At 58.4% G+C, this 21,230-nt stretch carries 21 protein-coding genes and 1 pseudogene; 12 read left to right on the forward strand and 10 right to left on the reverse strand.

The features are described 5' to 3' along the window. The first annotated feature begins 13 nt into the window (after positions 1-13). The 3 genes from ACYHH6_RS12635 to ACYHH6_RS12645 are packed head-to-tail and all read left to right on the forward strand — an operon-like array spanning position 14 to position 3,191. A complete protein-coding gene (locus ACYHH6_RS12635) occupies positions 14-1,567 on the forward strand; it encodes an FAD-dependent oxidoreductase (protein WP_352590593.1) in 1,554 nt (517 codons plus the stop codon). Next, positions 1,567-2,190, forward strand: a complete 624-nt coding sequence (locus ACYHH6_RS12640; RefSeq protein ID WP_352590596.1) for a cupin domain-containing protein — start codon at positions 1,567-1,569, stop codon at positions 2,188-2,190. Before ACYHH6_RS12635 ends, ACYHH6_RS12640 begins: the two co-directional genes overlap by 1 nt. Then, positions 2,187-3,191, forward strand: a complete 1,005-nt coding sequence (locus ACYHH6_RS12645) for an ATP-dependent DNA ligase (protein WP_352590599.1) — start codon at positions 2,187-2,189, stop codon at positions 3,189-3,191. Before ACYHH6_RS12640 ends, ACYHH6_RS12645 begins: the two co-directional genes overlap by 4 nt. Before the next feature lie 251 nt (positions 3,192-3,442). Here the strand turns inward: ACYHH6_RS12645 and ACYHH6_RS12650 are convergent, their stop codons facing one another. Further along, entirely contained in the window at positions 3,443-3,700 is a 258-nt protein-coding gene (locus ACYHH6_RS12650) for a DUF6894 family protein (RefSeq protein ID WP_352590602.1), read from the reverse strand. A 173-nt stretch (positions 3,701-3,873) separates the two neighbouring features. Here ACYHH6_RS12650 and ACYHH6_RS12655 point away from each other — a divergent pair. After that, a pseudogene (locus tag ACYHH6_RS12655) lies at positions 3,874-4,553 on the forward strand (Crp/Fnr family transcriptional regulator). 49 nt (positions 4,554-4,602) lie between these two features. Here the strand turns inward: ACYHH6_RS12655 and ACYHH6_RS12660 are convergent. From ACYHH6_RS12660 to ACYHH6_RS12670, 3 genes are read right to left on the reverse strand one after another with little or no spacing between them, the layout of a single operon-like run. After that, a complete protein-coding gene (locus ACYHH6_RS12660) occupies positions 4,603-6,231 on the reverse strand; it encodes a glycoside hydrolase family 1 protein (RefSeq protein WP_352590605.1) in 1,629 nt (542 codons plus the stop codon). A 5-nt stretch (positions 6,232-6,236) separates the two neighbouring features. After that, a complete protein-coding gene (glf, locus tag ACYHH6_RS12665) occupies positions 6,237-7,367 on the reverse strand; it encodes a UDP-galactopyranose mutase (protein ID WP_352590608.1) in 1,131 nt (376 codons plus the stop codon). Further along, positions 7,360-8,529: a glycosyltransferase gene (locus ACYHH6_RS12670; RefSeq protein WP_352590611.1), complete on the reverse strand. Its 1,170-nt coding sequence runs from the start codon at positions 8,527-8,529 to the stop codon at positions 7,360-7,362. Before ACYHH6_RS12670 ends, glf begins: the two co-directional genes overlap by 8 nt. Positions 8,530-8,700: 171 nt before the next feature. Between ACYHH6_RS12670 and ACYHH6_RS12675 the strand changes: the two genes are divergently transcribed. After that, on the forward strand, positions 8,701-9,525 hold the full coding sequence (locus ACYHH6_RS12675; protein ID WP_352590614.1) for an amidohydrolase family protein: 825 nt from the start codon (positions 8,701-8,703) through the stop codon (positions 9,523-9,525). Beyond that, positions 9,525-10,721 carry a glycosyltransferase family 4 protein gene (locus ACYHH6_RS12680; RefSeq protein ID WP_352590617.1) on the forward strand — a complete coding sequence of 399 codons (1,197 nt, stop codon included), beginning with the start codon at positions 9,525-9,527 and terminating at the stop codon, positions 10,719-10,721. The genes ACYHH6_RS12675 and ACYHH6_RS12680 overlap by 1 nt, the downstream gene beginning before the upstream one ends. A 13-nt stretch (positions 10,722-10,734) precedes the next feature. Here the strand turns inward: ACYHH6_RS12680 and ACYHH6_RS12685 are convergent, their stop codons facing one another. Both ACYHH6_RS12685 and ACYHH6_RS12690 read right to left on the reverse strand, forming a co-directional pair. Next, entirely contained in the window at positions 10,735-11,355 is a 621-nt protein-coding gene (locus ACYHH6_RS12685; RefSeq protein WP_352590620.1) for a methyltransferase domain-containing protein, read from the reverse strand. A gap of 1,207 nt (positions 11,356-12,562) precedes the next feature. Then, positions 12,563-12,745 (reverse strand): hypothetical protein, encoded by a 183-nt coding sequence (locus ACYHH6_RS12690; protein ID WP_352590623.1) that lies wholly within the window; start codon positions 12,743-12,745, stop codon positions 12,563-12,565. A gap of 358 nt (positions 12,746-13,103) precedes the next feature. On the opposite strand from ACYHH6_RS12690, the gene ACYHH6_RS12695 reads away from it, so the two are divergent. After that, positions 13,104-13,244 (forward strand): hypothetical protein, encoded by a 141-nt coding sequence (locus ACYHH6_RS12695; RefSeq protein ID WP_352590626.1) that lies wholly within the window; start codon positions 13,104-13,106, stop codon positions 13,242-13,244. Between the two features lie 692 nt (positions 13,245-13,936). Here the strand turns inward: ACYHH6_RS12695 and ACYHH6_RS12700 are convergent. Together ACYHH6_RS12700 and ACYHH6_RS12705 are read right to left on the reverse strand one after the other, a co-directional pair. Then, positions 13,937-14,977, reverse strand: coding sequence for a sensor histidine kinase (locus tag ACYHH6_RS12700; RefSeq protein ID WP_352590722.1), 1,041 nt, complete (start codon positions 14,975-14,977; stop codon positions 13,937-13,939). Continuing rightward, positions 14,977-16,467: an ATPase domain-containing protein gene (locus ACYHH6_RS12705; protein ID WP_352590628.1), complete on the reverse strand. Its 1,491-nt coding sequence runs from the start codon at positions 16,465-16,467 to the stop codon at positions 14,977-14,979. The genes ACYHH6_RS12700 and ACYHH6_RS12705 overlap by 1 nt, the downstream gene beginning before the upstream one ends. A gap of 1,275 nt (positions 16,468-17,742) precedes the next feature. Here ACYHH6_RS12705 and ACYHH6_RS12710 point away from each other — a divergent pair. The 4 genes from ACYHH6_RS12710 to ACYHH6_RS12725 all read left to right on the forward strand — a co-directional run bounded on the left by ACYHH6_RS12710 (position 17,743) and on the right by ACYHH6_RS12725 (position 19,373). Then, positions 17,743-18,468: a Crp/Fnr family transcriptional regulator gene (locus ACYHH6_RS12710; protein ID WP_352590631.1), complete on the forward strand. Its 726-nt coding sequence runs from the start codon at positions 17,743-17,745 to the stop codon at positions 18,466-18,468. Then, positions 18,465-18,725 (forward strand): DUF6894 family protein, encoded by a 261-nt coding sequence (locus ACYHH6_RS12715; protein WP_352590634.1) that lies wholly within the window; start codon positions 18,465-18,467, stop codon positions 18,723-18,725. The genes ACYHH6_RS12710 and ACYHH6_RS12715 overlap by 4 nt, the downstream gene beginning before the upstream one ends. A gap of 129 nt (positions 18,726-18,854) precedes the next feature. Beyond that, entirely contained in the window at positions 18,855-19,100 is a 246-nt protein-coding gene (locus tag ACYHH6_RS12720) for a hypothetical protein (protein ID WP_352590637.1), read from the forward strand. Between the two features lie 150 nt (positions 19,101-19,250). Continuing rightward, on the forward strand, positions 19,251-19,373 hold the full coding sequence (locus ACYHH6_RS12725) for a hypothetical protein (RefSeq protein ID WP_352590640.1): 123 nt from the start codon (positions 19,251-19,253) through the stop codon (positions 19,371-19,373). A gap of 27 nt (positions 19,374-19,400) precedes the next feature. Here ACYHH6_RS12725 and ACYHH6_RS12730 read toward each other — a convergent pair whose 3' ends face one another. Further along, a complete protein-coding gene (locus ACYHH6_RS12730) occupies positions 19,401-19,820 on the reverse strand; it encodes an HD domain-containing protein (RefSeq protein WP_352590642.1) in 420 nt (139 codons plus the stop codon). A 303-nt stretch (positions 19,821-20,123) separates the two neighbouring features. On the opposite strand from ACYHH6_RS12730, the gene ACYHH6_RS12735 reads away from it, so the two are divergent. Beyond that, positions 20,124-20,732, forward strand: a complete 609-nt coding sequence (locus ACYHH6_RS12735) for a cysteine hydrolase family protein (protein WP_352590645.1) — start codon at positions 20,124-20,126, stop codon at positions 20,730-20,732. 26 nt (positions 20,733-20,758) lie between these two features. Here ACYHH6_RS12735 and ACYHH6_RS12740 read toward each other — a convergent pair whose 3' ends face one another. Beyond that, entirely contained in the window at positions 20,759-21,202 is a 444-nt protein-coding gene (locus tag ACYHH6_RS12740) for a PPC domain-containing DNA-binding protein (protein WP_352590648.1), read from the reverse strand. Between the last annotated feature and the right edge of the window lie 28 nt (positions 21,203-21,230).

A 21,230-nucleotide genomic window follows, 5' to 3' on the forward strand; every position in this document is an offset into this window, starting at 1 on the left:
GGCGGTGGCTGGCATGAACGCGCTTGGTGAACAAACCCGATCGCTATGGATGAAGGTCGACGTCTATCCCGATGCGCCGCGGTTCACCGGAAAGCAAAACTGCGACACCGTCATCATCGGATCGGGCGTCGCGGGGCTGTCAGTCGCCTACGAGCTTGCCAGCATCGGGCAAAAGGTGATTGTCCTCGATCGAGGATTGATCGCCGGCGGCATGACATCACGAACGACTGCACATCTGGCGCCGATTTGCGACGACGGTCTGAGCGCGCTGATCAACCTGCGCGGCCAAGAGACCGCAAGGCTATTCCAGGAAAGCCAAGAGGCAGCGGTTGCGCGCATCGAGCAGAACGTCGCTGAGTTAGGGCTCGATTGCAATTTCCGCAGGCTGGACGCATTCCTTTTTCCGGCGATGGGCGTGGACTTCAACGATGCCCGGGATCAGCGACAGGAAGAGTTGGATGCGGCCCGTAGAGTAGGGGCAGCGGCCGAGCTGGTGACAGGCGTGCCGCTTAAGGGTTTCGAGAACGCACCGGTCCTGCGCTATCCAAATCAGGCGACGTTCCATCCGCTGCGATATCTTCGCGGTTTGGCCGGAGTCATTCGTGAACAGGGCGGTCGTATCTTTGCGAATAGTCCGGTGCTTGCCGTCGAGGAATTGCCTGATGGTGGCGTGCGCGTCTCGACCGAAAATGGTGGCGCTGTTGAAGCGGCGACTGCCGTCGTTGCAACCAATTCCCCCATCAACGACCGCTTCAAGCTCCACACGAAGATGTCGCCTTATCGCACCTATGCAATGGCCTTCACCCTGCCGCGCGGCGATCTGCCGGACGCGCTTTTCTGGGATACGGCCGACCCCTATCACTATGTCCGTTTGAACCCCGGCCCCGGTTCGGTTGATTATCTGATCGCGGGAGGGGCCGATCACAAATCCGGCGAAGCCGACGACGGCGAGATCCGCTTCGAGGCGATCGAGGCCTGGATACGCCAACTCGTGCCAAGTTTGGCCAAAGAGGTCACGCGCTGGTCGGGGCAGGTTTTGGACACGATCGACTATTGCGCCTTCATCGGTTTAAATCCGGGCAGCTCTTCGGTCTATGTGGTCACTGGAGACTCCGGCCAGGGCATGACGCATGGCGCCCTCTCCGGTCTGCTCTTGAAGGATCTGATTTCGGGGAAGGAGAACCCATGGGCCGGGGTCTATGATCCTTCGCGCAAGACGCCCCCAGGCGTGATCAATTATGTCCGGGAAAACCTGTCGGCGGTCAGAAATCTCGCGGGCTATCTGCTGCCGGGCGATCTGGAGTCGCTGGACGCGCTGGCGCCTGGTGAGGGCGGGATTGTTCGCGCCGGCCTGCGCAAAATCGCCGCCTGCCGCGACATGGCTGAAAAGCTGCATCTTCATTCCGCCGTCTGCACGCATTCCGGATGCGAAGTGGCCTGGAATTCGACCGAGCAGTGCTGGGACTGCTCCTGTCACGGCTCGCATTTCGCTCCCGACGGGACCGTACTCAACGGCCCTGCGGTCGCGCCCCTCCAACCAGTGGACTCGCCAGCTGGGCAGACGTGATGCCAATACTCGAAAGCGGAAAAAAGTTCGTCGAGAAGGTGACAGGCTGGCAGCGGCCCTCAAGCGACGATCTCGAGCGCCTGCTGCGATCACGCAAGGCGTACACGTTCCTTTTCAAGGATGATGGCATCATCCCCAATCATCCGTACTGGCCTTTGGTCGTGTATCATGGCGTTGCGAAACTGCCTGCCAAGTATGATCCAGCTGCAATCTTTGAGGACCTCTTCGCACGCAACGGCTGGCAAAAGTCCTGGCGGAATGGCATCTACAACTATGTTCACTACCATTCCCGCATTCACGAAGTTCTCGGAGTAGCTCGCGGATCGGCCAAGGTGCAGTTCGGCGGCAAGCGCGGCCGCTCGCTGACGATGAAGGCGGGGGACGTCGCTGTCCTGCCGGCAGGCACTGGCCACGAATGTCTGTATGCCGAAGACGACTTTCTGGTGGTCGGCGCCTATCCGCTGGACGGGATCTACGACGAATGCAAAGGCAAGGAGGACCATGCCCGGGCGGTCAAGGCCATTCCCAAAGTCGCGAAACCGCGGCAGGATCCCGTCTACGGCAGCAGTGGTCCGCTTTCCCATCTCTGGAGGGTGTCGCGCAAAGGGCGGGAAGCAAAATGAGCGCTTCCGCCCCATTTCTCCTGCCGATCGACACTGCTCCCATGGAAGCCAAACGTGCGGACGCCATTCCCGTAGAACAGGGTGTCTGGCAATATGAGCCTAAGTGGGATGGATTTCGGTGTCTGTCGTTCAAGGACGGCAATGCGGTAGATATTCGCGCCAAGTCCGGAAAGCCGCTCGCCCGCTATTTTCCTGAGCTTGTCGATCGCTTGTGCAACCTTCCGGCAGCGCAATTCGTCATCGACGGTGAGATTCTGATCGAACGCACCGGTAACTATTCCTTTGACGCCTTGCAGATGCGTCTGCATCCGGCCGAAAGCCGCATTCGCAAACTGGCGGTCGAGACGCCCGCCAAGCTGATGGTGTTCGATATGCTGGCTGATCCGACCGGACAAGTTCTCACCGATCGACCGCTCTCCGGGAGACGTGCCGCGCTGGAGAGGTTGGTTCGGTCAATAGGCAGTGCGGACATACAACTTTCGCCCGCGACCTTGGATCTTATGCAGGCCAAAAAGTGGCTGCAGGACTCGGGCGGCAATACCGACGGCGTAATCGCCAAGCGGCTGGATGGGCCGTATCTTCCCGGCGAACGCGCCATGGTGAAGGTCAAGCGGATGCGGACGGCTGACTGTGTCGTAGGAGGCTTCCGCTATCTCGCCGACAGGCGCGAGGCCGGATCCCTCCTGCTCGGCCTCTATGACAAGGATGGCAGGCTCGATCATGTAGGCTTTACATCCACGATCTCCAATGACGAACGCACCGAACTGACCCATCGGTTGGAAGCATTGCGCGAACCGCCAGGCTTCACTGGCAAGGCACCGGGCGGGCCAAGCCGATGGAGCACGGAACGGAGTGGCGAATGGGAGCCCCTGCGCCCTGAGTTGGTCGTGGAGGTGCGCTTCGATCATGTAACGGGTGATCGCTTCCGGCATGGCACAAAGCTGCTGCGCTGGCGACCGGACAAGTCGCCCAGCCAATGCACATTTGACCAGTTCCGCTAAGACACGTCGGTTGGAGCATCGGCTTTGCTCTGCGTCAAGACGGGAAGAAGCCTTCAATGACCATGACCGCCGCTCGTTTTCTAAAAGCATGAGAGAGCCGACGCCTCTCTCGGGCGTCGGACAATGCATAGTGAAAGGTGTCGTGGGAATCGCACAAGAAGGAGGGTGAACGAAGCGACGACACTGACGGATGACCGCTCGCCTGTTCGTGCGCCTACCGCCGACACCATATTCGCGCGCTCACACTGCCCTTACTTTGGCGGAACGAATAACGATGCACTCCAACCCGCGGTTAAGATGAGCGATGCTTCAAACATTTGGGCGCCGTCGCCACCCCTAACCTTCACGGTAAGTTTTGCCAGGTCACGGTCAGGCATTTCATCGCGCGCGACGTCATGCAGGATGCGCAAGGCCTCCGCTCGCGCGCGATCGGGCGACTCGAAAAGTTGGCCTTCCTCATCCAGAACCTGCCCGTCAGTGTTGTAAACATCGAAGAAATACCGGTTCATTGCGAGCTCACCGCAAACGTCACCTGTAAATCTCCTCGACGAATTGAGGTTCCATCGCTGCTGGGGCTTTGGGAGAAAATACATCAGATTGTTACCACGATCCTTTTGGAAATGGAGGTCGTACGCTGCCAGGGTGGTGGGGGCCCTCCGTCAATAAGCCTCGGGACTACGAGATGCTCGAACCTCTTTTTATGCAGCTAGAGCAACACGATGTTGTCTCAGACGCCGGACGGGCTTTGCTTGCCGAAACGATTTCAATCGGACGTGATGTCGCCATTGGCCAGGATCTGGTGTCTGCGGGATCCCGTCCGAGTTATAGCACCCTTCTGGTTGAGGGACTGGCAGCGCGATACAAAGTGCTAGAGGACGGCGGTCGACAATTCACGGCGCTCCAGGTACCGGGCGATTTTGTCCACCTCCATGCTTTCCTGCTCAAAACCATGGACCATGGAATTATCGCTTTGTCGGCCTTCCGTGTGCTTTTTGCCGATTACAGTCGGCTACGAAAGATCACGGAGACAGCGACGGGGCGATCCACAGGGAATGGATCGTCGCTATGGGCCGACGGTCGAAGATCTCCCATTTGGCCCACCTGATTTGCGAACTGTACGTCCGGTTGAAGGTGGTGAATCGAACGACCGGTCTAAGTTTCCGTTTGCCACTAACGCAGGCCGAACTCGCAGACGTGTTGGGACTATCGGTTGTTCATATGAACCGCATCGTGGGCGACCTTCGTAAGCTCGGCGCGGTCACTTGGGCGGATCAGTCGTTGACGATCATCGACTGGGGGCGCCTTCAGGAGATCGCTGAATTCGATCCGACCTATCTCAGTATGGTGCGAGATCCGAGGTAGCTGTCGTAAGACTCACCAGACGCGGAGGGTAAGTGGCGTGGTGAAACCGTTAGCGCGCTAGCGCGGCGGCATGCCCGATCGGGGCTTCGCAGACTTGATATTGGTTGTCGCGGTCAGCAGCAACAAGCTCGTGATCGCCGGCAAGGCCGTCGACCACGAGGTCGAGGAATGCATTGCAGGCGGCGACCCGATTTACGCCATCAGGAAGCGATAGCGAGAAGGTTTTGCCGTCGCCATATCTCGCAAACAAGACAGGTCGTGAACCGCGTCCTCCGCCGCCCTTCACGCTGAGCTCAACCCATGCGTCTGTCGATCCTGTCCGATGGTCCGCCCTGGCTGGAAGTCTACGGCGGCTGCAACACTCACCCAGGATCGAGAGCAGCCGGTCAAACCCTTGCAGTTGGATCGTAGGCGATATCCTCAACCTTCGCGGCGCTCGCCACCAGCCGCTCTGTACAAGCACCGGATGGTCGAATGATCGGGTTTTCACCAGGGCCGAAATGGCATCAGCCAGTATCGTTCTACGCGGAGTAGCCGCCCTTGTGTCGAACACCCCGCATTCATAGTATCCGTCCTCGCGCATCATCATGGAATTCCAGTCAATAGCACCGAACATCGACCATGCGGTGATGGCCCGTACATCAACACCCTCAGCCACACATTCGCAGGCTGCCTCCCATCCCTCCAAGAACCACCGCAGCTGTTCCTCACGGGTGCAGCCATTGTGGACTTCACCGAGTACCACCGGCAGAGTATAGCGCCGCCACACTTCACGCAGACGCGAGGCAAATCCGAGTTCGCTCGCTGGCAGGCCGGCGCGGAAAGCGGCAACATCGACGTAGGGTTCGATGCCGTTGCCTCCTACCGGTTCCCGATGATGCCGCTGGACGCGATGATCAAGGAACCGATCGCTGGTGAGGTAGTAATCAACTCCAATAAGGTCCGGAGGGCAGGGCGCGGCCTCCAGCTCTTCAAGGTGGGTGTGATCGACACCAGCCCCTAGGAGGCGTTCATGGAAAGGATGGCAGGGACCGACACGCCCACAAAGCAGATCCAGCGAGAGCCATCGCCTGTCATTTTCATAATCAGCCTGGTACGCAAGCTCTTTCGTCGCAAATATCTTTCCGAAATCCTCTGTCTGCATAAGCCTGGCATCGGGGATGACCTTGCGGATGGCCGACATTGTCTTGACGATCGCGCGGCATTGGGCCACGACGAGTCGCAGGCAACTTGCCTCGTCCGCGCGGTGCGGGTGCCAGAGTCCATAAAGGCCGCTGAGGCGAGCGGTCACCATTGGCTCGTTGATCGGCGTGAAAGTCGTTATCCACGGGTACCGCCCTGCGAGCCGAGTGGCAAACGCCGCGAGGCGTTCGACAAAATCCGACGCTAGAATGGACGTCCAGGATGGCCCGCTTCCGTGGTGAATGAGGGCTGCCAGGGGACTGATGCCGAGTTCGCGCATGCGTTGAAACCGTTGGTCCAGCCAGCTCCAGTCATCCTTGCCCGCCACTGTCTCGACGTGTTCCCACAGCGCTGGGTATCGAACGGTTTTGATACCAAGAGAAGCAACGAGATCCAAATCCTCGATGCGTTTTGAATGCCCGGTTTCGAGGAGCTGATCGCGGATCACGTCGCCTACACGAACCACGCTGCATTCGATGCCGCCCCAGACCTCCACCACGGCTATCCCGCCGCCCCTTTGGCGAGAGATAGCGCCGAGGCCCCCGTTTTCTGAATACGATTGAACGCAGTCAGCGCCTGACCAATCACCTGGTCCATATTGTAGTACCGGTATGTTGCCAGCCGCCCGACGAAAATCGCATCGGTCTGCTGAGCAGCTAGTGCCTCATATCGCTTGTAGAGCACTTCATTCTCCGGCCGTGGAACCGGATAGTACGGATCGCCCTCATTCGTCGGGTATTCGTAGGTCAGGCTGGTTTGAGGATGTCGCTGGCCCGTCATATGCTTGTATTCCGTGATCCTTGTGAAGGCTTCGGTCTGCGGATAGTTGACGACGGCCACCGGTTGAAACTGTGGCCGGTCCAGCGTGACGTGCTCGAAGCGCAAAGATCGATACGGCAATTTCCCCAGCCTGAAATCGAAAAATTCATCGATCGGACCGGTATAGATGAGGCGCCGATGGGGGATGACGTGTCGGACTTGGCGGTAGTCCGACTGCAGCATCACCTTGATATTCGGGTGAGCCAGCATCTTCTGGAACATGCGTGTGTATCCACCCGCCGGCATGCTCTGGAACCTGTCGGAGAAATAGCGGTCGTCGCGATTGGTTCGTGTCGGCACGCGCGCCGTTACTGATTTGCTCAACTGCGATGGGTCGACCCCCCATTGCTTTCGCGTGTACCCTTGGAAAAACTTCTCATAAAGTTCCCGTCCCACGGTGCCCACGACCACGTCCTCGGCGGTGCGGACCTCCTCAACGCTCTCCCTGCGATCGGCCAGAAACTGCTCCATTTGCTGAGAGGTGAGGTCTAGGCCATAGAGACGATTGATTGTGTCGAGGTTGATTGGGATTGGCACAAGCTGACCGTCTACCTGGGCCAGAACGCGGTGCTCATAAGGACGCCACGCGGTAAACTGAGACAGGTAGGCCACGATGGCTTCTGCATTTGTGTGGAAGATGTGAGGCCCATAGCGATGGACAAGAATGCCGGCTTCATCATACCAATCAAAAGCGTTGCCGCCGATGTGAGCGCGACGATCGACGACCAGCACTGTATCTCCACGCTGACTGGCGACGCGTTCTGCCAAAACGCTTCCTGCGAAGCCTGCGCCGACGACGAGCCAGTCAAACATGGTCGACCAGCCGGCTAGACGTGGCATGGCGCGAAATCTTCGCGGGTGTCAGGAAGTCATGCATGGCTTTCCAGGTCGAGTCCCACGACATCCCCGAGAGGAATGCGTCCACCTTCGTCATTCCAACGGGCCCTTCGCGCAGAGCGGTCCGGAGCGCTGATGGCATCGAGCTAGCGTCAGCGATCTTCACCAGTCCGCGACGGCCATAGGTTTGCACGACATCGGCTATGGCTGTCGAAACCACGGGCAGCCCCCCGGCAAGGAACTCAGGGGTCTTCGTGGGACTGATGTACCGTGTGGCGGCGTTCAAGGCGAAAGGCATCCATCCCACATCCCAACCGGCCATATATTCAGGCAGTTCGGCATACCGCTTGGCGCCCAGCCAATGAATGTTTGGGCCGGTCGGCAGCGTGGCCGGGTCGATCTTCACCACCGGACCAATGGTGACGAACTCGACGTTTGGCATCGCTGCGGCGGTTCGAGCCATCAGGTCGATATCAAACCTCTCGTCGATGACACCGAAGAAGCCCACGCGCGGATGCGCAATGGATTGCTGGTCGGCAGGGTCTGTCTGAGGGCGGCGCGCCTGATGGAAGTGCGCCGTGTCAATGCCGCTTGGAAAGGCATGGACGGATGGATGCCGGCCGCGCTTGGCCTCATAAAGGCTCATGCCGCCGGTGAACACGACGTCGGCCTTGATGAACAGTTGCTGCTCGAGCCGCTCGAGTTCGGGCGGTGCGTTCTTAAAGGCAGAGAGTTCATCCATGCAGTCGTAGACGCAGACATCCTCGTGCAGCGCGGCAGTGAACTTCAGGGCCATGGGGGTGTAATACCAAGTTACCAACTGGTCATGCTTGATCTCGGAAACCAGTCTGTCCAACAAGATGGCGAGGGTTTTGTCGGTATCAATTGCGGACTGGCGGTTCTGGAGGACGGGCGTCACGACTTCCAAGCCGCAGGCAACCGACCTGCGGCGCAACAGTGGTCTCTGGACGGGCTCGAACACAGGCTCCTCGAAGAAGACGACGTTGTAGTGGGCTGCGGCGCGCGTCATCAAATGCTGGGGGCGTTGAAAAACGAAATCCCAGCGCAAGTGGGAGAAACATAGCAGAAGCGGGTGCTCGAATGGCGCAAGCGGGGGGTTGGATACGCTCTGATCCATTGCAACGATCCGTATTAGGGTTGGCTTATGGTGGATCAAGCTCCGTCTGAAGCTCGGGTTCCACGCCGACGACATAATTTTGTTTCCGGACCGGGACGCCGAAGAAACCACGATTTCTTTTTACGTCTGGAACGGCCATCGCCTCCGCAAGTTGTCGGCGGGGAGACGCAAATGATTGTCGATGCACACCTTCATACGTCCGGCCGCGAAACGACAGCGGACGTGCTCAAATCACTTGACGATGCGGGGGTTGATGCCGCCTTCTTGCTGGCGCCGTTCCTGACAGCGCCTTATTCCCTTGATGACCGCGAATCGTTGCGCGCCGGCAACCGCTACCTGTCAGGCCTGATCGAAGGCCACTCCGATCGGCTGGTCGGGTTCGCCGTTGTCAATCCACTCCATCCACAATCCGCCCACGATCTGGAGGAGGCAGCTGCACTTCCCGGTATTCGCGCGTTGAAGATGGTTCCGACCGGTTGGTACCCCTATGACGAGTGCGCTCATCGTGTCTACGCGGTCGCTGCAAAGCTCAATTTCCCGATCTTGTTCCACAGTGGAATTTTCATTGACGGTCGATCCGGACGGTTTTGCCGCCCCTCTTTCTACGAAGCAGTTCGTGATCATCCCGGCCTTCGAGTGACCTTGGCTCATCTGGGCTGGCCATGGTGTGACGAAGCCAATGCAGTTGGCGTTATAGATCGGATAAATGGAGTCGACCCGGCCGCGAGCCAGTTTCGCTTCGACCTCTCATTCGGCCCACCTCCGATCTACCGCTACGAGGTATTTCGCAAGGCAATCGACGTGATCGGCCCGCGCTCCCTGCAATTCGGCAGCGATCGCTTCCTGCCCTGCAGTGGTGCTCATATTCGCGCGGCAATAGACGAGGTTGCGACAGTGCTCGATCAGCTAGACGTCGCGATCGAGGACCGAAATGAGATCATGGCGGGGACTGCAATGGACTGGCTAAGGCTACGCCCAGCACAAGGAGGAAAGTGATGGCCCGGACACCGCGTGTGTTGCCAGGCGGCCAGACTGATGAGCGCACGCACATACTCGAGGTCTTGGGAAACGCTATAGTCGGCGGCATGGAAAATTACGTGCGCAACCTGGCTGCAAACCTCCCATCGAACGAGTTCAAGGTCTCTCTCCTGTGTCCATTTGAGAGCCCTTATACCGTGTTGTTACGATCCGAAGGGAGAGACGTCTATATTGCCCCGCTGCGCGACGATCCGCCTTGGCGGACAGTCGAGCTGATTTGCACATTGGTCCGCGAAACTGGGGTTGATCTGCTCCACGCTCACCTGATGAATGCACATACCGTCGCGGCAATGGCCGGCCGCCTTTGCGGGACGCCGACCGTAGCCACGTTGCATGGCATGAGCCTTCATCCGCAGGAAATCAGTGTGGCGCGCACAACCGGGAGCCACACCATTGTGGTGTGCCGTGAAGCTTGGTCACAGGCACTTGCTGTAGGGTTGGCGCCTGAACGCGTAAGCCTTGTTCCCAACGGCGTCGACCTCGCAATGTATCATCCGATGTCCGCTGAGCCGGCGGAGTTCCGCCGAACAATCGACGTCGGTCCTGCCGATCTGCTGGTTGGTTTCGTTGGCAGGCTTGCCTGGGAAAAAGGCCCCGACAAGTTCCTCAAGGCAGCCGAGTACATTCTGCAAAGGCGTCCCGACGTGCATTTCGCAATGGTTGGCACCGGCTTAATGGAGAAGGATCTCGTCGCTACCATACGACGCGCGGGGCTGGAGTCGCGCATTCATATGATTGGGCTTGCGCGCGAACCACATCGGATTTATCCGGCGCTTGATTTGCTGTTGCATACATCGCGCGCCGACGCGATGCCGCTCACCATCCTGGAGGCCATGGCGTCGGGTGTGCCGGTCGTGGCGATCGGCGTCGGCGGCGTTCCGGAAATCGTCGCCACAGGCGAGACCGGAATTCTTGTGGGCACCACCGAGTGGCCCGGTATTGTTTCGGAATATCCCGGCGACTGGGAGGGCGTGGCCTTGGCGGCGCTCGCCCTCTTGTCCAACTCGGCCAAGCTGAAGTCTATGGCTGGTGCGAGCGTGAGGCGTGCGCAAGCATGCTTCGACATCCGCCAGTCGGCGATCATGACCAGTCAGATTTTCCGGCAGTTGATCGGATCCCGTCCCGACAAGGCTCGCCTCCACTCCGTTCCCTGAGCTCGGTGACGGGTCAGGATTCTTTGGTGGCCCTGATCCCAGTAATCACAGGATACAGGGGATCAACGACGTCAAGGCTTGCGCGGTCGATCTCCTCAAACGCGAGTCCCTGAAGGAAGGCCGTGGCTGCAAGTACGTTGCCGAATTGCTGCACTTCCACTGCTGAGGTGCCGAACCGTTCCTCGAACAAGCGTCGCGCGGCACTCTGGGTCATCGCCCAGAACCATTTCTCTGGGCCATCATAAGCGTCGATCGACGTAATGCCGGGCACCGTCGCCAGCACAACGCCGCCCGCTGCCAAGGCGCGATGGATCGTGGCCAGCGCGCTATGCACGTCGTAAATCATATGCAGCGTCTGGGTCACGATCAAGCAGTCGAAACGGCCGGCCTCTAAGGCGTCTTGGTTCTGGAGATCAAAGCGGACTGTAGCATGTGGATTGGCACTTTGCGGGGAGTCGATAATGTCTGTCCGCTCGACCCGTTCGGCGCCATAACGGAGGGTGTAGACATTGTCGCCGATCTCCGCGACACGTCCCCTAATGTCTTTTGCATGACGCTGCAGAAAGCTTTCTATATAGTAGCGATCCAGTGGCGTGCCGCGGTCGCCACCGAACTTCCGGCTCAGCGGTTCCACCTCGCCAAGGTCTCCGAAGACCACCTTACCAGGCAAGGGTACTGCTCGCATGGGCTTCAAACCTCAAGGCCGCCGCGCGGCGAGATTAGCGGCTCGGCCTTTGCCGAACAGTTACCCACGTCGTTGAGATTGACCGTTGGATTTCTTTCTCGCTGCCGTCGCATTTTGGCCCGTCGGGGCTTCGCTTTTCGCGTCCTTAGAGTGCGCTGCCAAGGCCGGGCCCGCGCCTGTAGCCTTACGCATGTCGCCGCCACGCGTTTCCGGTTGTCCATTCTTCCCCAACAGACCTGAAAAATATTTGCCAAAGAATCCCATTTTTTTGCCCTCGCTAGGTTTATCTCCGTCCGATACGAATTTGCGTGCGGACGATTTGTTCCCCTCGACTGACAAGAGTGCGTAGGATTTCGGCCCGGGGTTGCTCGTCGCGGGGTCAGTGGAGCACATACGGCCTGATCTCCGGTTGGCGGCGCTTCCCGACCTGTTGACCTGTCCGTTGTCTGCGTGCGATTGGCCATGCTGTTGGGATGAAAGTGTGGAACGTTCCGAAGAGAGCGACGTTGGCGAGGATCAAGGTGAGGACACGTCGGCATGGTGATGTTCACCGAAAGGAAGGTTCGGCGCATAGCCGAGAACGGATTGCTTTCGACTGACGAGAAGCTCGAGCAGTTGCTTGCAATTGACCCTTGGCTTTCCACAGGGGAGCCCCGTCGGCAGACTACTTCGGCCGCAAGGACTCTCGTTGCGAAGCTTTTTCCTTTGAAAGGTCAGAAACCGCACCTAATTCGCGCGTCGTTCCGTCAGCGTGGCTGACTTCCCCAAATGGCAGCCGCCCTGTTCAATGTCCCGGGGCAGGGGATTGATGAAGTCGCCGCTGACACGCAATCATCCAAGAAGGATCGAATGGAGCCTGGTTAGCCTTTGCGTCTTGGCCGAGAATTGCTCGCATATACGATCAGTTTTTGAGCGCTGCGGACGGTTTGAGCTAAGGCTGGCCTCTGCTTCCGCTTAGCCTCAATTCTCTCAGCCGCGCGGTCTTGGCCTCTCTGGCTTGCCGTTCCGCCTCGATCAGTTTGCGTGCTTCGCGATCAGCTCTCTCAAATTTCTCCTTATCAATGTGCCGTCGCTGCAAGGTATGGCTTAAGACTGGGCTAGCCCACTCGCGAACTTCATCGTAGCTATCGATTGACATAATCGCTGGCTCCAACACTCATATACGGGTGAAATCCGCGAGCTCCAGGCGTCGTCGCTGACGTTCCGCGTAGGCCAAAGCGGAGCGCTCGATCTCGAAGGATCGGATCCGCTGCTGATCTTCCTCCACCACCCGGACATGCCACTCGCCGCAGGCGTCGATCAACTCAACACAGGGCAGATTTTTCGCGGGTTGTTCCATCGCAACTGTCCTTATCTGTAGATGACACTTCGCTAACCCTAAGGTCGCCAGATACGGCCGCCATTAACAAATGTTGGTACGGACTCGTACCCAAGCGCGTTTCTCATCCTGGAAATGCCCTTAGCCATTGCTGGTTGTTGGGCGCAGGCGGTTGAGAGATGGCGGTGCTGATGCCCTTGCCCCCAAATTGAGGCCAAGGGCATGCCCCAGCTTCAACAATCGGCAGTTCCCAATAGTCGGCTTGCATCCCTGTCGGCGGACGATTTTGCACTGTTGCAGCCACACCTTGAGAGGGTCACGATAGAGGGTGCGGGACCTTTTATTTCGCGCCGATTTCGCCATGGAGCGCAGCCCGACAATGCGCGCGCTCTTCCTGCGCTTCGTGCATACCTTCATCGTGCAAGTCAGTCAGACTGCTTATGCCAATGCTGGTTACTCGCTCGAGGAACGGCTCGCACGCTGGCTGCTCAGATCCTCCATCGACTTGATCTCCTTGTAAAAAATCCCATCGAGCTCTCCTTGGCGTGCATTGGTCGGGTACAGATTGGGTGCGGTGATGGTACGTGCCAAACGCGCGGCAACCGGGCTCCACCTAGGACGCCGTAAAGGCCTTGGCCATGCCCGGCTAAGGCGGCCGGCAATCCTTTCGGTTTTTGTGCGCGGCCGCATGAGTCCCAATCTGGGTGCTTATGTTTGCTCGCTAACCAACCCTACAGCGCTTACGGAACAAAGCGTTATTCCCGGCGTTGCGGCAACGGCAAGCAAGGCTATGGAGGCATCATCGTGAAAGACCGTGACTTACTTCGAGATCCCCGTAAGCAGTACCCACCTCCTCCCTTCCAGAGCAGCCGCAGATCGCGCCTGGCCTTGCCGGAATGATGGATCCGGTACCAGACCACGGTGAGGAGAGCCATCGCGGCTCCGCCAGGCTTACGGGCCGCAAGGCGCTGGTGACGGGAGGGGATTCCGGAATAGGTCGGGCGGTGGCTATCGCCTTTGCGTCGGGTGGGGTCATCCATGGTTGACGTCGTCACAAACAGTGCCATGCTGCCTGACAGCGATCGCAAAGCGATCGCACATTACATCACAGCGCAATCCCGGTCGGCACCCCACACCCATAGTCTCACTGGGCATAGAGGTAATCAACCCTCGGCAAGCGCGCGATATCTTGGACGACACGATCTTAAATGCCTACGAATACGCCGGCACCAAACGTGTGTTGCGCAGGGGCAAGTCCATGGCAAAATGAAAGCCTTCGGAAGGATATTCGATTTTGAGATTGGCGTTGCACTGCACGGCGACGACCTTTTCCAACAAGGTCGTTCCGAAACCGCGGCGCTTCGGCGGCTGCACACTTGGGCCGCCGTGCTCAAGCCAATCGAGATGAACAATGGCCGAATCACCTTCGGAAGAAATCGACCAGTGGATCTCGAGTCTTCCTTGGGGGACGGACAGGGCCCCATATTTCGACGAGTTCGAGGCCAGCTCGTGAAACGCCATACCGACCGGAATGGCAAGATCTGCAACGAGAGCCACATCAGGGCCATCCAACCGGATCCGTGTGGCATCCTTCGTGTCATAGTGGCGAAGTTCGGCTTCGAGCAACTTATGCAATGGGGCAGTTTGCCAGTAATCATCCGTCAAAATGCTATGAGTATCGGCCAAGGACACGATCCGGGCTGAAAAATCCCGAACGAAGTCCTCAACACTTTCGCTTGATCTGACGGTCGCATTCATCATCGCACGCACGTTGGCGAGCGTGTTCTTTACCCTATGATGGAGTTCGCGGATCAACAGTCTTTGGCGCTCGGCAACGTCTTTCATTTGCTCGATCAGGGTCTTCACTTCAAGTTGACGCGCGCGAGCGCGCAAAGCTGAGCGCACAGAGTTGGTGAGACTGGACGCCAGAAACGGTCGCTCCAAGACAACAGTATGACGGTCAAGGAATGCAAGACGGCTGTCGAATTCCGAGCCACGCCTGGTGAGGAGCACTATCGGGAAATCAGACCATGCCGGCTGTCTCTCAAGCCATGCCGCGAAGTCAGACCTATCAGAGGCTAGCAACGCCTCTTCCGCAACGATAAGACACTGCGCACGCTCGAATTTGGCAATCGCCTCAGTTAACGTAGAGCAGATAACAGGCACGATCCCGCCAGAGATCAAGATCGATGCGGCAACCTTCGCATCACGCCCGGTCGGCGCCAGAATGAGAACTTCCGAGGGGGGCTGCATCACTGAGAGTTATCGTCAAGAAGGTCGGTTTGCTTACCCACGTACGAGGGGATGCCCGTGAGGATGCCCTGAAACCCGTCCAGTGGTTCACCCACGACCAGCCCTGACGAAGCAATTTGGAATTCTCGAATCGTGTCTTCGTGGGGGCCTACCCTCCGCTTCACCACGGAAATTGCTCTTCGCAGACGACCGCCGCTTTCGAAGAACCGCAGCAACATGACGCAGTCGCAGAGGTATGTCATGTCGACCGGGACCGACATCTGTCCGATAAGACCATGATTGGCCAGTAGAAGAATGGTAACCACACCTTTCTGGTTCAGATAGGTCAGTATTTCATGCATCTGAAGCACGAGGTGCTGTTCTTCGGACAGGGTGTTCAGATATCCGGTCAGGCTGTCGACGACAACCATTCGAGCGTTGGATTTGTCTACGGCCGCCTGTATCCGCGAGGACAGCTCGCCGGGCGAAAGTTCTGCAGGCTCGACCTTTTCAACAATCAGGAGGCCCTCATCCAAGAAGGGTTGCAACTCGAGCCCCAAACCGGCAGCACGAGTCAGAAAAATCCGTTTCGTCTCGTCGAACAGCAGAACCAGCACACTTTCGCCACGCAGGAGTGCAGCCCGGCAAAAGGTCGACGCCATTGTCGACTTCCCAACCCCGGAGGGCCCGATCAGCAACGTACTGGTGCCGCGCGACAACCCGCCACCCAAGAGAATGTCGACAGCACTTCCACTCAGCGCAGGCCCGCCGCTAGGCTCACCCGGTTCATGATCGCCGGCAACCAGGCGGGGAAAAACCGTCACACCACCGGGCCTAATGACGAAGTCATGAAAACCGCCGCGAATTTGAACGCCGCGCATTTTTATGACACGCAAACGGCGCCGCTCGCCCCCATAAGTCGGAGCCAATTGCTCCATTCTGATCACGCCGTGGCTTATCGAATGCAGGTTGAGGTCGTCATGTTCGGCAGTAAGGTCATCAAGCAGCAGGACAGTTGCGTTGTTCAGCAGAAAAAAGCTCTTCAGTGCTAGAACTTGCCGGCGGTAACGCAGCGACCCCTGCGACAGCAAGCGTATTTCCGATAGGGAGTCGAACACCACCCGCTCGGGTTTCAAACGTTCCATTTCGGCTAGAGCGGACTGAACCGTCTCACCCAGCTCCAGATCAGAGGAATGCACGAGCGTCTGCAACTGGGCTGGATCTAGGCTAAGTTCGGGAGGAACAAGCTCGAGGATATGGATCCCGTCCAACGCGATACCATGTCTCGCCGCAACGGATAGCAGTTCCCGCTTGCTCTCAGACAGGGTGATATAAAGGCACTTTTCGCCCCCAGCCGCGCCGGCTACTAGAAACTGCAGCCCCAAAGTGGTTTTACCGGAACCTGGTCTGCCCTCGATCAGATGAGATCGATATTTCGCGTATCCTCCTCGAAGGACAAAATCGAGCCCTTGGACCCCGGACGAAATTGGAGACGCGTCATCGCTACGCAAGGTGCCCTCTTCAACAATGTTGCAACTCGAAAACGGCTTGGTTTTCCATTGGTTCCGTCAACGCGCGTCAGGGGCCCAACAGTGCGGACGAGATTGCAAGCAGCTGCGCTTCGTATCCATGCGAAGGGCAACTCGGCCCTCACCGCACGCTAACGCTTCCTGCTAGCGCGCTTGGCTGTTAGTCTTCGTCACTGCAGGCTAGAGGTGCGACTGCGAGTGGCCAGCTTGCAAAGGAACCTCCCGACCTTTTACCGAAGAAGACGCAACACGGTGTCTCCTAGTCCGTCCGCGTGGACCACGTGTCAACCCGAAGCTCGCCGCTATTGCCGGCGAAGGGCGACGGCATCCGATCGACGTGCGCATTTTCACGCGCCACGGTCATGACTGGTGCAACAACACCGATTGACCGGTAAGGCGTCCAACCTCGGGAGGTGCCAAGTGAGCAGAAGTCATCGTAAGATTGGAGACGCAGTTTCGCCGCTCTCGGTATGCGTGACGGAACGGCTGCTGCCGATTTCAATGCCTGTAGAAGGCACGTGACCGGTTGCAACGTCGATAAGCGTTCGGAGTTCTTCGGCTGTGAACTCAAGCTCGTATTTATAGGCGGAGCGGTCGGGGTAAATCCCGCTTGTATCAATCGACAAAACGACACAAGCCTCCGCTTTCCCCGGCCTAACGTCTTCGGCCAATAGCGATCGATGAAAAATTGTGCAAGATGAGCTTTCCCGTTTCGCAAGCCTAACTCGGATTTGCATGCTAACCTCCCAGTTAACAACACAAGTCAAAAAACATCCGATTTGCATTCGCGTTCCCCCCATCGCCGTTTCGTCCGATTCCGTACCAATGGATGGCGCCGACCGGCAAGGTCACACCCTGCATTGAATTGATCGAAGCTGCGGCGAATGGTTTGTCCGCGCGGTTGAGGAAGACCAGGAACTTACCCGCTCATTTTGCCCGAGAATGGTATGCCTTGGTCTTTACGGAAAGCCAGCGCATTCACCTGCATCTCGATAAGGCTGTGCGCCTTTAGGACTTCTTTAGCATACGCGCTTCGCGCAAAAGCGAGGACCAATTGTGCACTCCAGGAAGCTGACTGGCTCCGATGCGAAGGTGCGTACGAATTCGTACCCAATTCCCTATTCGACCCAACGAAGTCACATTCGCCGTTGCCTGGGACTGGGCTTGGGGGGATAAAGGTCGATCGCTTGCTGACTGTTCGGGCGCAAGTGGCTGAGAGATGCATGTGCTCTTGCCCCTAAACGGAGGCTTAGGAGCATGGCTCAGCTTCAGCAATCGATCGTTCGCAACCGTCTGCTGGCGTCTCTGTCGCTTGATGACTTTGCGCTGGTGCAGCCGTATCTGGAGGCGGTGTCGTTGGAGGTGCGCCATCATCTGTTCAAAGCTGATCAAAAGATCGCGCATGTGACCTTCCCCGAATCCGGGATTGCCTCGATCGTTGCCGATACGGCGGAAGGACGATTCGAGGTCGGCATGGTCGGATCGGAGGGTCTGGTGGGCGTCCCTATCGTGCTCGGCGTGGACCGGTCGCCGCATACCTGCCTGATACAGGCTACGGGCGAAGCATTCCGCATTGGAGCCGGCGAGCTACAAGCTGCGATGGACCACAGTCCCACGCTGCGCGCGCTGCTTCTGCGCTTCGTGCACACCTTCATCGTGCAGGTCAGCCAGACGGCCTATGCCAACGCCGGCTATTCCATCGAGGAGCGACTGGCGCGCTGGCTGCTGATGACGCATGACCGATTGGAGCGGGACGACATGCCCATCACGCACGAATTCATGGGGGTTATGCTGGGCACGCGTCGCCCCGGTGTGACCCTTGCGGTGCAGATGCTGGAGGGCGTCGGTGCGATCAGGGCCACGCGTGGTCACATCACGCTGAGGGATCGCGAGAAGCTGGAACAGCTCGCTGGACAGTCCTATGGCTTTGCCGAGAAAGAATACTCCAACGTGTTCCAGTTCCCGATCAAGCGGGGCGGATGAGGGTGGCCTTGCGCTACTTCATGAACATGCGCTACCGCGGTCGGCTGATACCCGACTATGAAGGCGATGAACTTCCAAACGAGGAGGCCGTGCGCGGTCACGCGCTCGCCACAGCTAGCGACCTGATCTTCCGCACCCGCATGGACACAATCCGCAGCTGGTTCGACTGCAGTTTCGAGGTCACCGACGAGAGCGGGAGAGTCGTCCTGGCGATGCCATTCGATGAGGTGATCCCGGAGGCTCTGGGATCAGCCTGACTGTCCCGGAAGACCAATGGAATTCCCCCTCGGTGCTGTTCACCGCCGAATGTTCGGAATCATACGAAGCCTTGAAGGCTGCAGGAATCCCCGTCTAAATTCTCGCATCAGGTTCAGGGAGGAATCTCGATGACCCACGCGTTTCACGCTCTCACGGTCGAGAGGGCGGCTGAAGCCTATGTTCGTTCCAGAGGCAAGGCCCGGTTTCTGTCCATCGAGCAGGCGATCCGCGCCATTCGTACGTTGATCCCGAAATGCAAAGCCACCGACCACGAGTTGGAGGAATTGCTGGCGGAAACATGCATTGCTCACGGCGTGCCGGTCGCTTTCGACGCAGGAACGGCCGGCAATCCGGAAATGCAGCTCCATTCATAAGGCAGACAGATGCCCGCGCTTGAGCAGACGCCAAATTCATCTGATGTTCGCTCAACGATAGTCCGCTGATTTTTTCCGATCGCCAATTGCGGTGCTGCGCTATCGATTGGCTGGCAAGCCGGCAACGCCAGCGCCTGAGCAGGCGAAAGCATGTTGGTATCAATGGTTCATGGCGACGGCGCGCGGCGCCATGGCGCTTTCGATCCGGAAAAGGCGCGCATCGATATTGACCCGTTGGAGGACAAACGGCACACGCCACATGTAACGGAATAGTATCGTTGGACTTCTGGCAGGCATTTGCTAGCGCCCGGAGAATTCCTCATCGAGAATGCGCAAGGCTTCTTCGTATCTGGCTGTCGAGGCTCCAATTTGCCGTGACTGCCAGATGTTGTCTTCGAGGTCAGCGCGTTTTACCGGCAGCGCCAGCGGATTCGATGCAGCCCGCCGCACGAACGTGAAATAGTCCTCGCCGTCTCTGCGCGACATGGCATCGACCGCGGAAGCAATCGACGGTCCAAACCCGGTCGCTTCCAGCTTGGCTCGTGACCAGCCTTCGCCTTTTTCCAGGACATCATGCAGATAGGCTACGACCTTCTGATCCATCGTCTCGACAGCATCGACGACACGACGGCAATGCTCGATATAGGGCCGCCCGGTCTTGTCGCGCTGCGCTGCGTGAACCTCTTCCGCAATCTTGGCCGCTCGATAGAAAATGCTCATCGTCGCTGTCCCGGCCGCTTGTCGAAATGCTGATAAATTGCAGACATAGGAACTTCTTGTGAGTTCATCTCCAAGTCACTGCCGTGGCCTTGTTCCTTGCCTCAACGATTTCCTCGGATCGTCCTTCGCTTTACCGATGCGCTCTATCAGCGGATGGCATCGGATCCATGAGGCGGAAACGTCGATGGCTGGTGTCGGTTCCTGAAGCGACAAGGAACGAGTGCCGGCACGGGACGTTCTGATCCATGCCTTCGACGGCGAGGAAAAGCTCGTGAAAAATTCCGACCGGGTACGGACTTCCTGATGTCGATGCGGGGTTTGGCATACGGGCCTCTGGGCGACCGCTGCATGCATGTCTGTGTTGACATGCAGCGGCTGTTTGCCGAGCCGTCGCAGTGGGCCACTCCATGGATCACTCGCGTGCTCCCTCGCATCGAAAGCCTGGTCGAAAGGAAGGCGCAACAGACGGTCTTCACGCGCTTCCTGCCTGCCCAGAAGCCGGGGCAGGGTGTCGGCACATGGAAGCGCTATTATGAGCATTGGGCCACGATGACGATCGAAAGTATCGGCGACGAAATGGTCGACCTGTTGCCGGCATTGGCCGCTTACTGCCCGCCGGCGGCAGTCATCGACAAACACATCTACTCGCCCTGGTTTGAGGGCCGGCTCAGGGCTTTTCTGGCGGAGCGCGACATCGATACGCTGGTCATCACTGGCGGCGAAACCGACTTATGCGTTCTGGCCACGGTGCTCGGAGCAATCGATTTCGGTTATCGCGTGGTCCTCGTCACGGACGCGCTGTGCAGTTCTTCCGACGCGACGCATGACGCGCTGCTGACCGTATATCACCAGCGATTTGCCCAGCAGGTCGAGACGGTCGAGATGGAGGTGGTTCTCTTGAACTGGACTTGAAAATCCGACCGATCTGATCTGGACGATCAGACGCCCAGGTCGATCAAGGCGGCGCCGATTTCGGGGCGTTTGCGGCGGCGCAAGTGACCGGGAGCTTCCACCAATGTGATTTCGAGCGTCGGGCGAACGATCGCTTCGAGCAAATGCCCGCCTCGGGTGGTGCCGTCGCTCAGGCCGAGCACCGCGTGGACGTGAAGGCTTGGTTTGCCATCATCCCCCAGCGCAACATCGCCGATCGCGCTCAGCACCTCGCACTGTTCGTGAACCGGGATTTTGCGGTAGGTTTTCGCATCGAGGTCGAACCAGCCAACGGTGGCTCTTTCGAATGCGCCGATGGCAGTCAAGGAAGCACCGTCGACGCCTTGCTCGGTTGCGAAACCGATCAGTGTGGCAAACGCCTCTTCGCCGGGGTCGAGCACGATGACAAATGTGCGTTGACCGCCGACCTCGTTGACGAGCCGGGATTTCATGCCTGTCCTCCGAACATCAGTTTGGCCC

The organism is Mesorhizobium sp. P171375 (assembly GCF_057786075.1).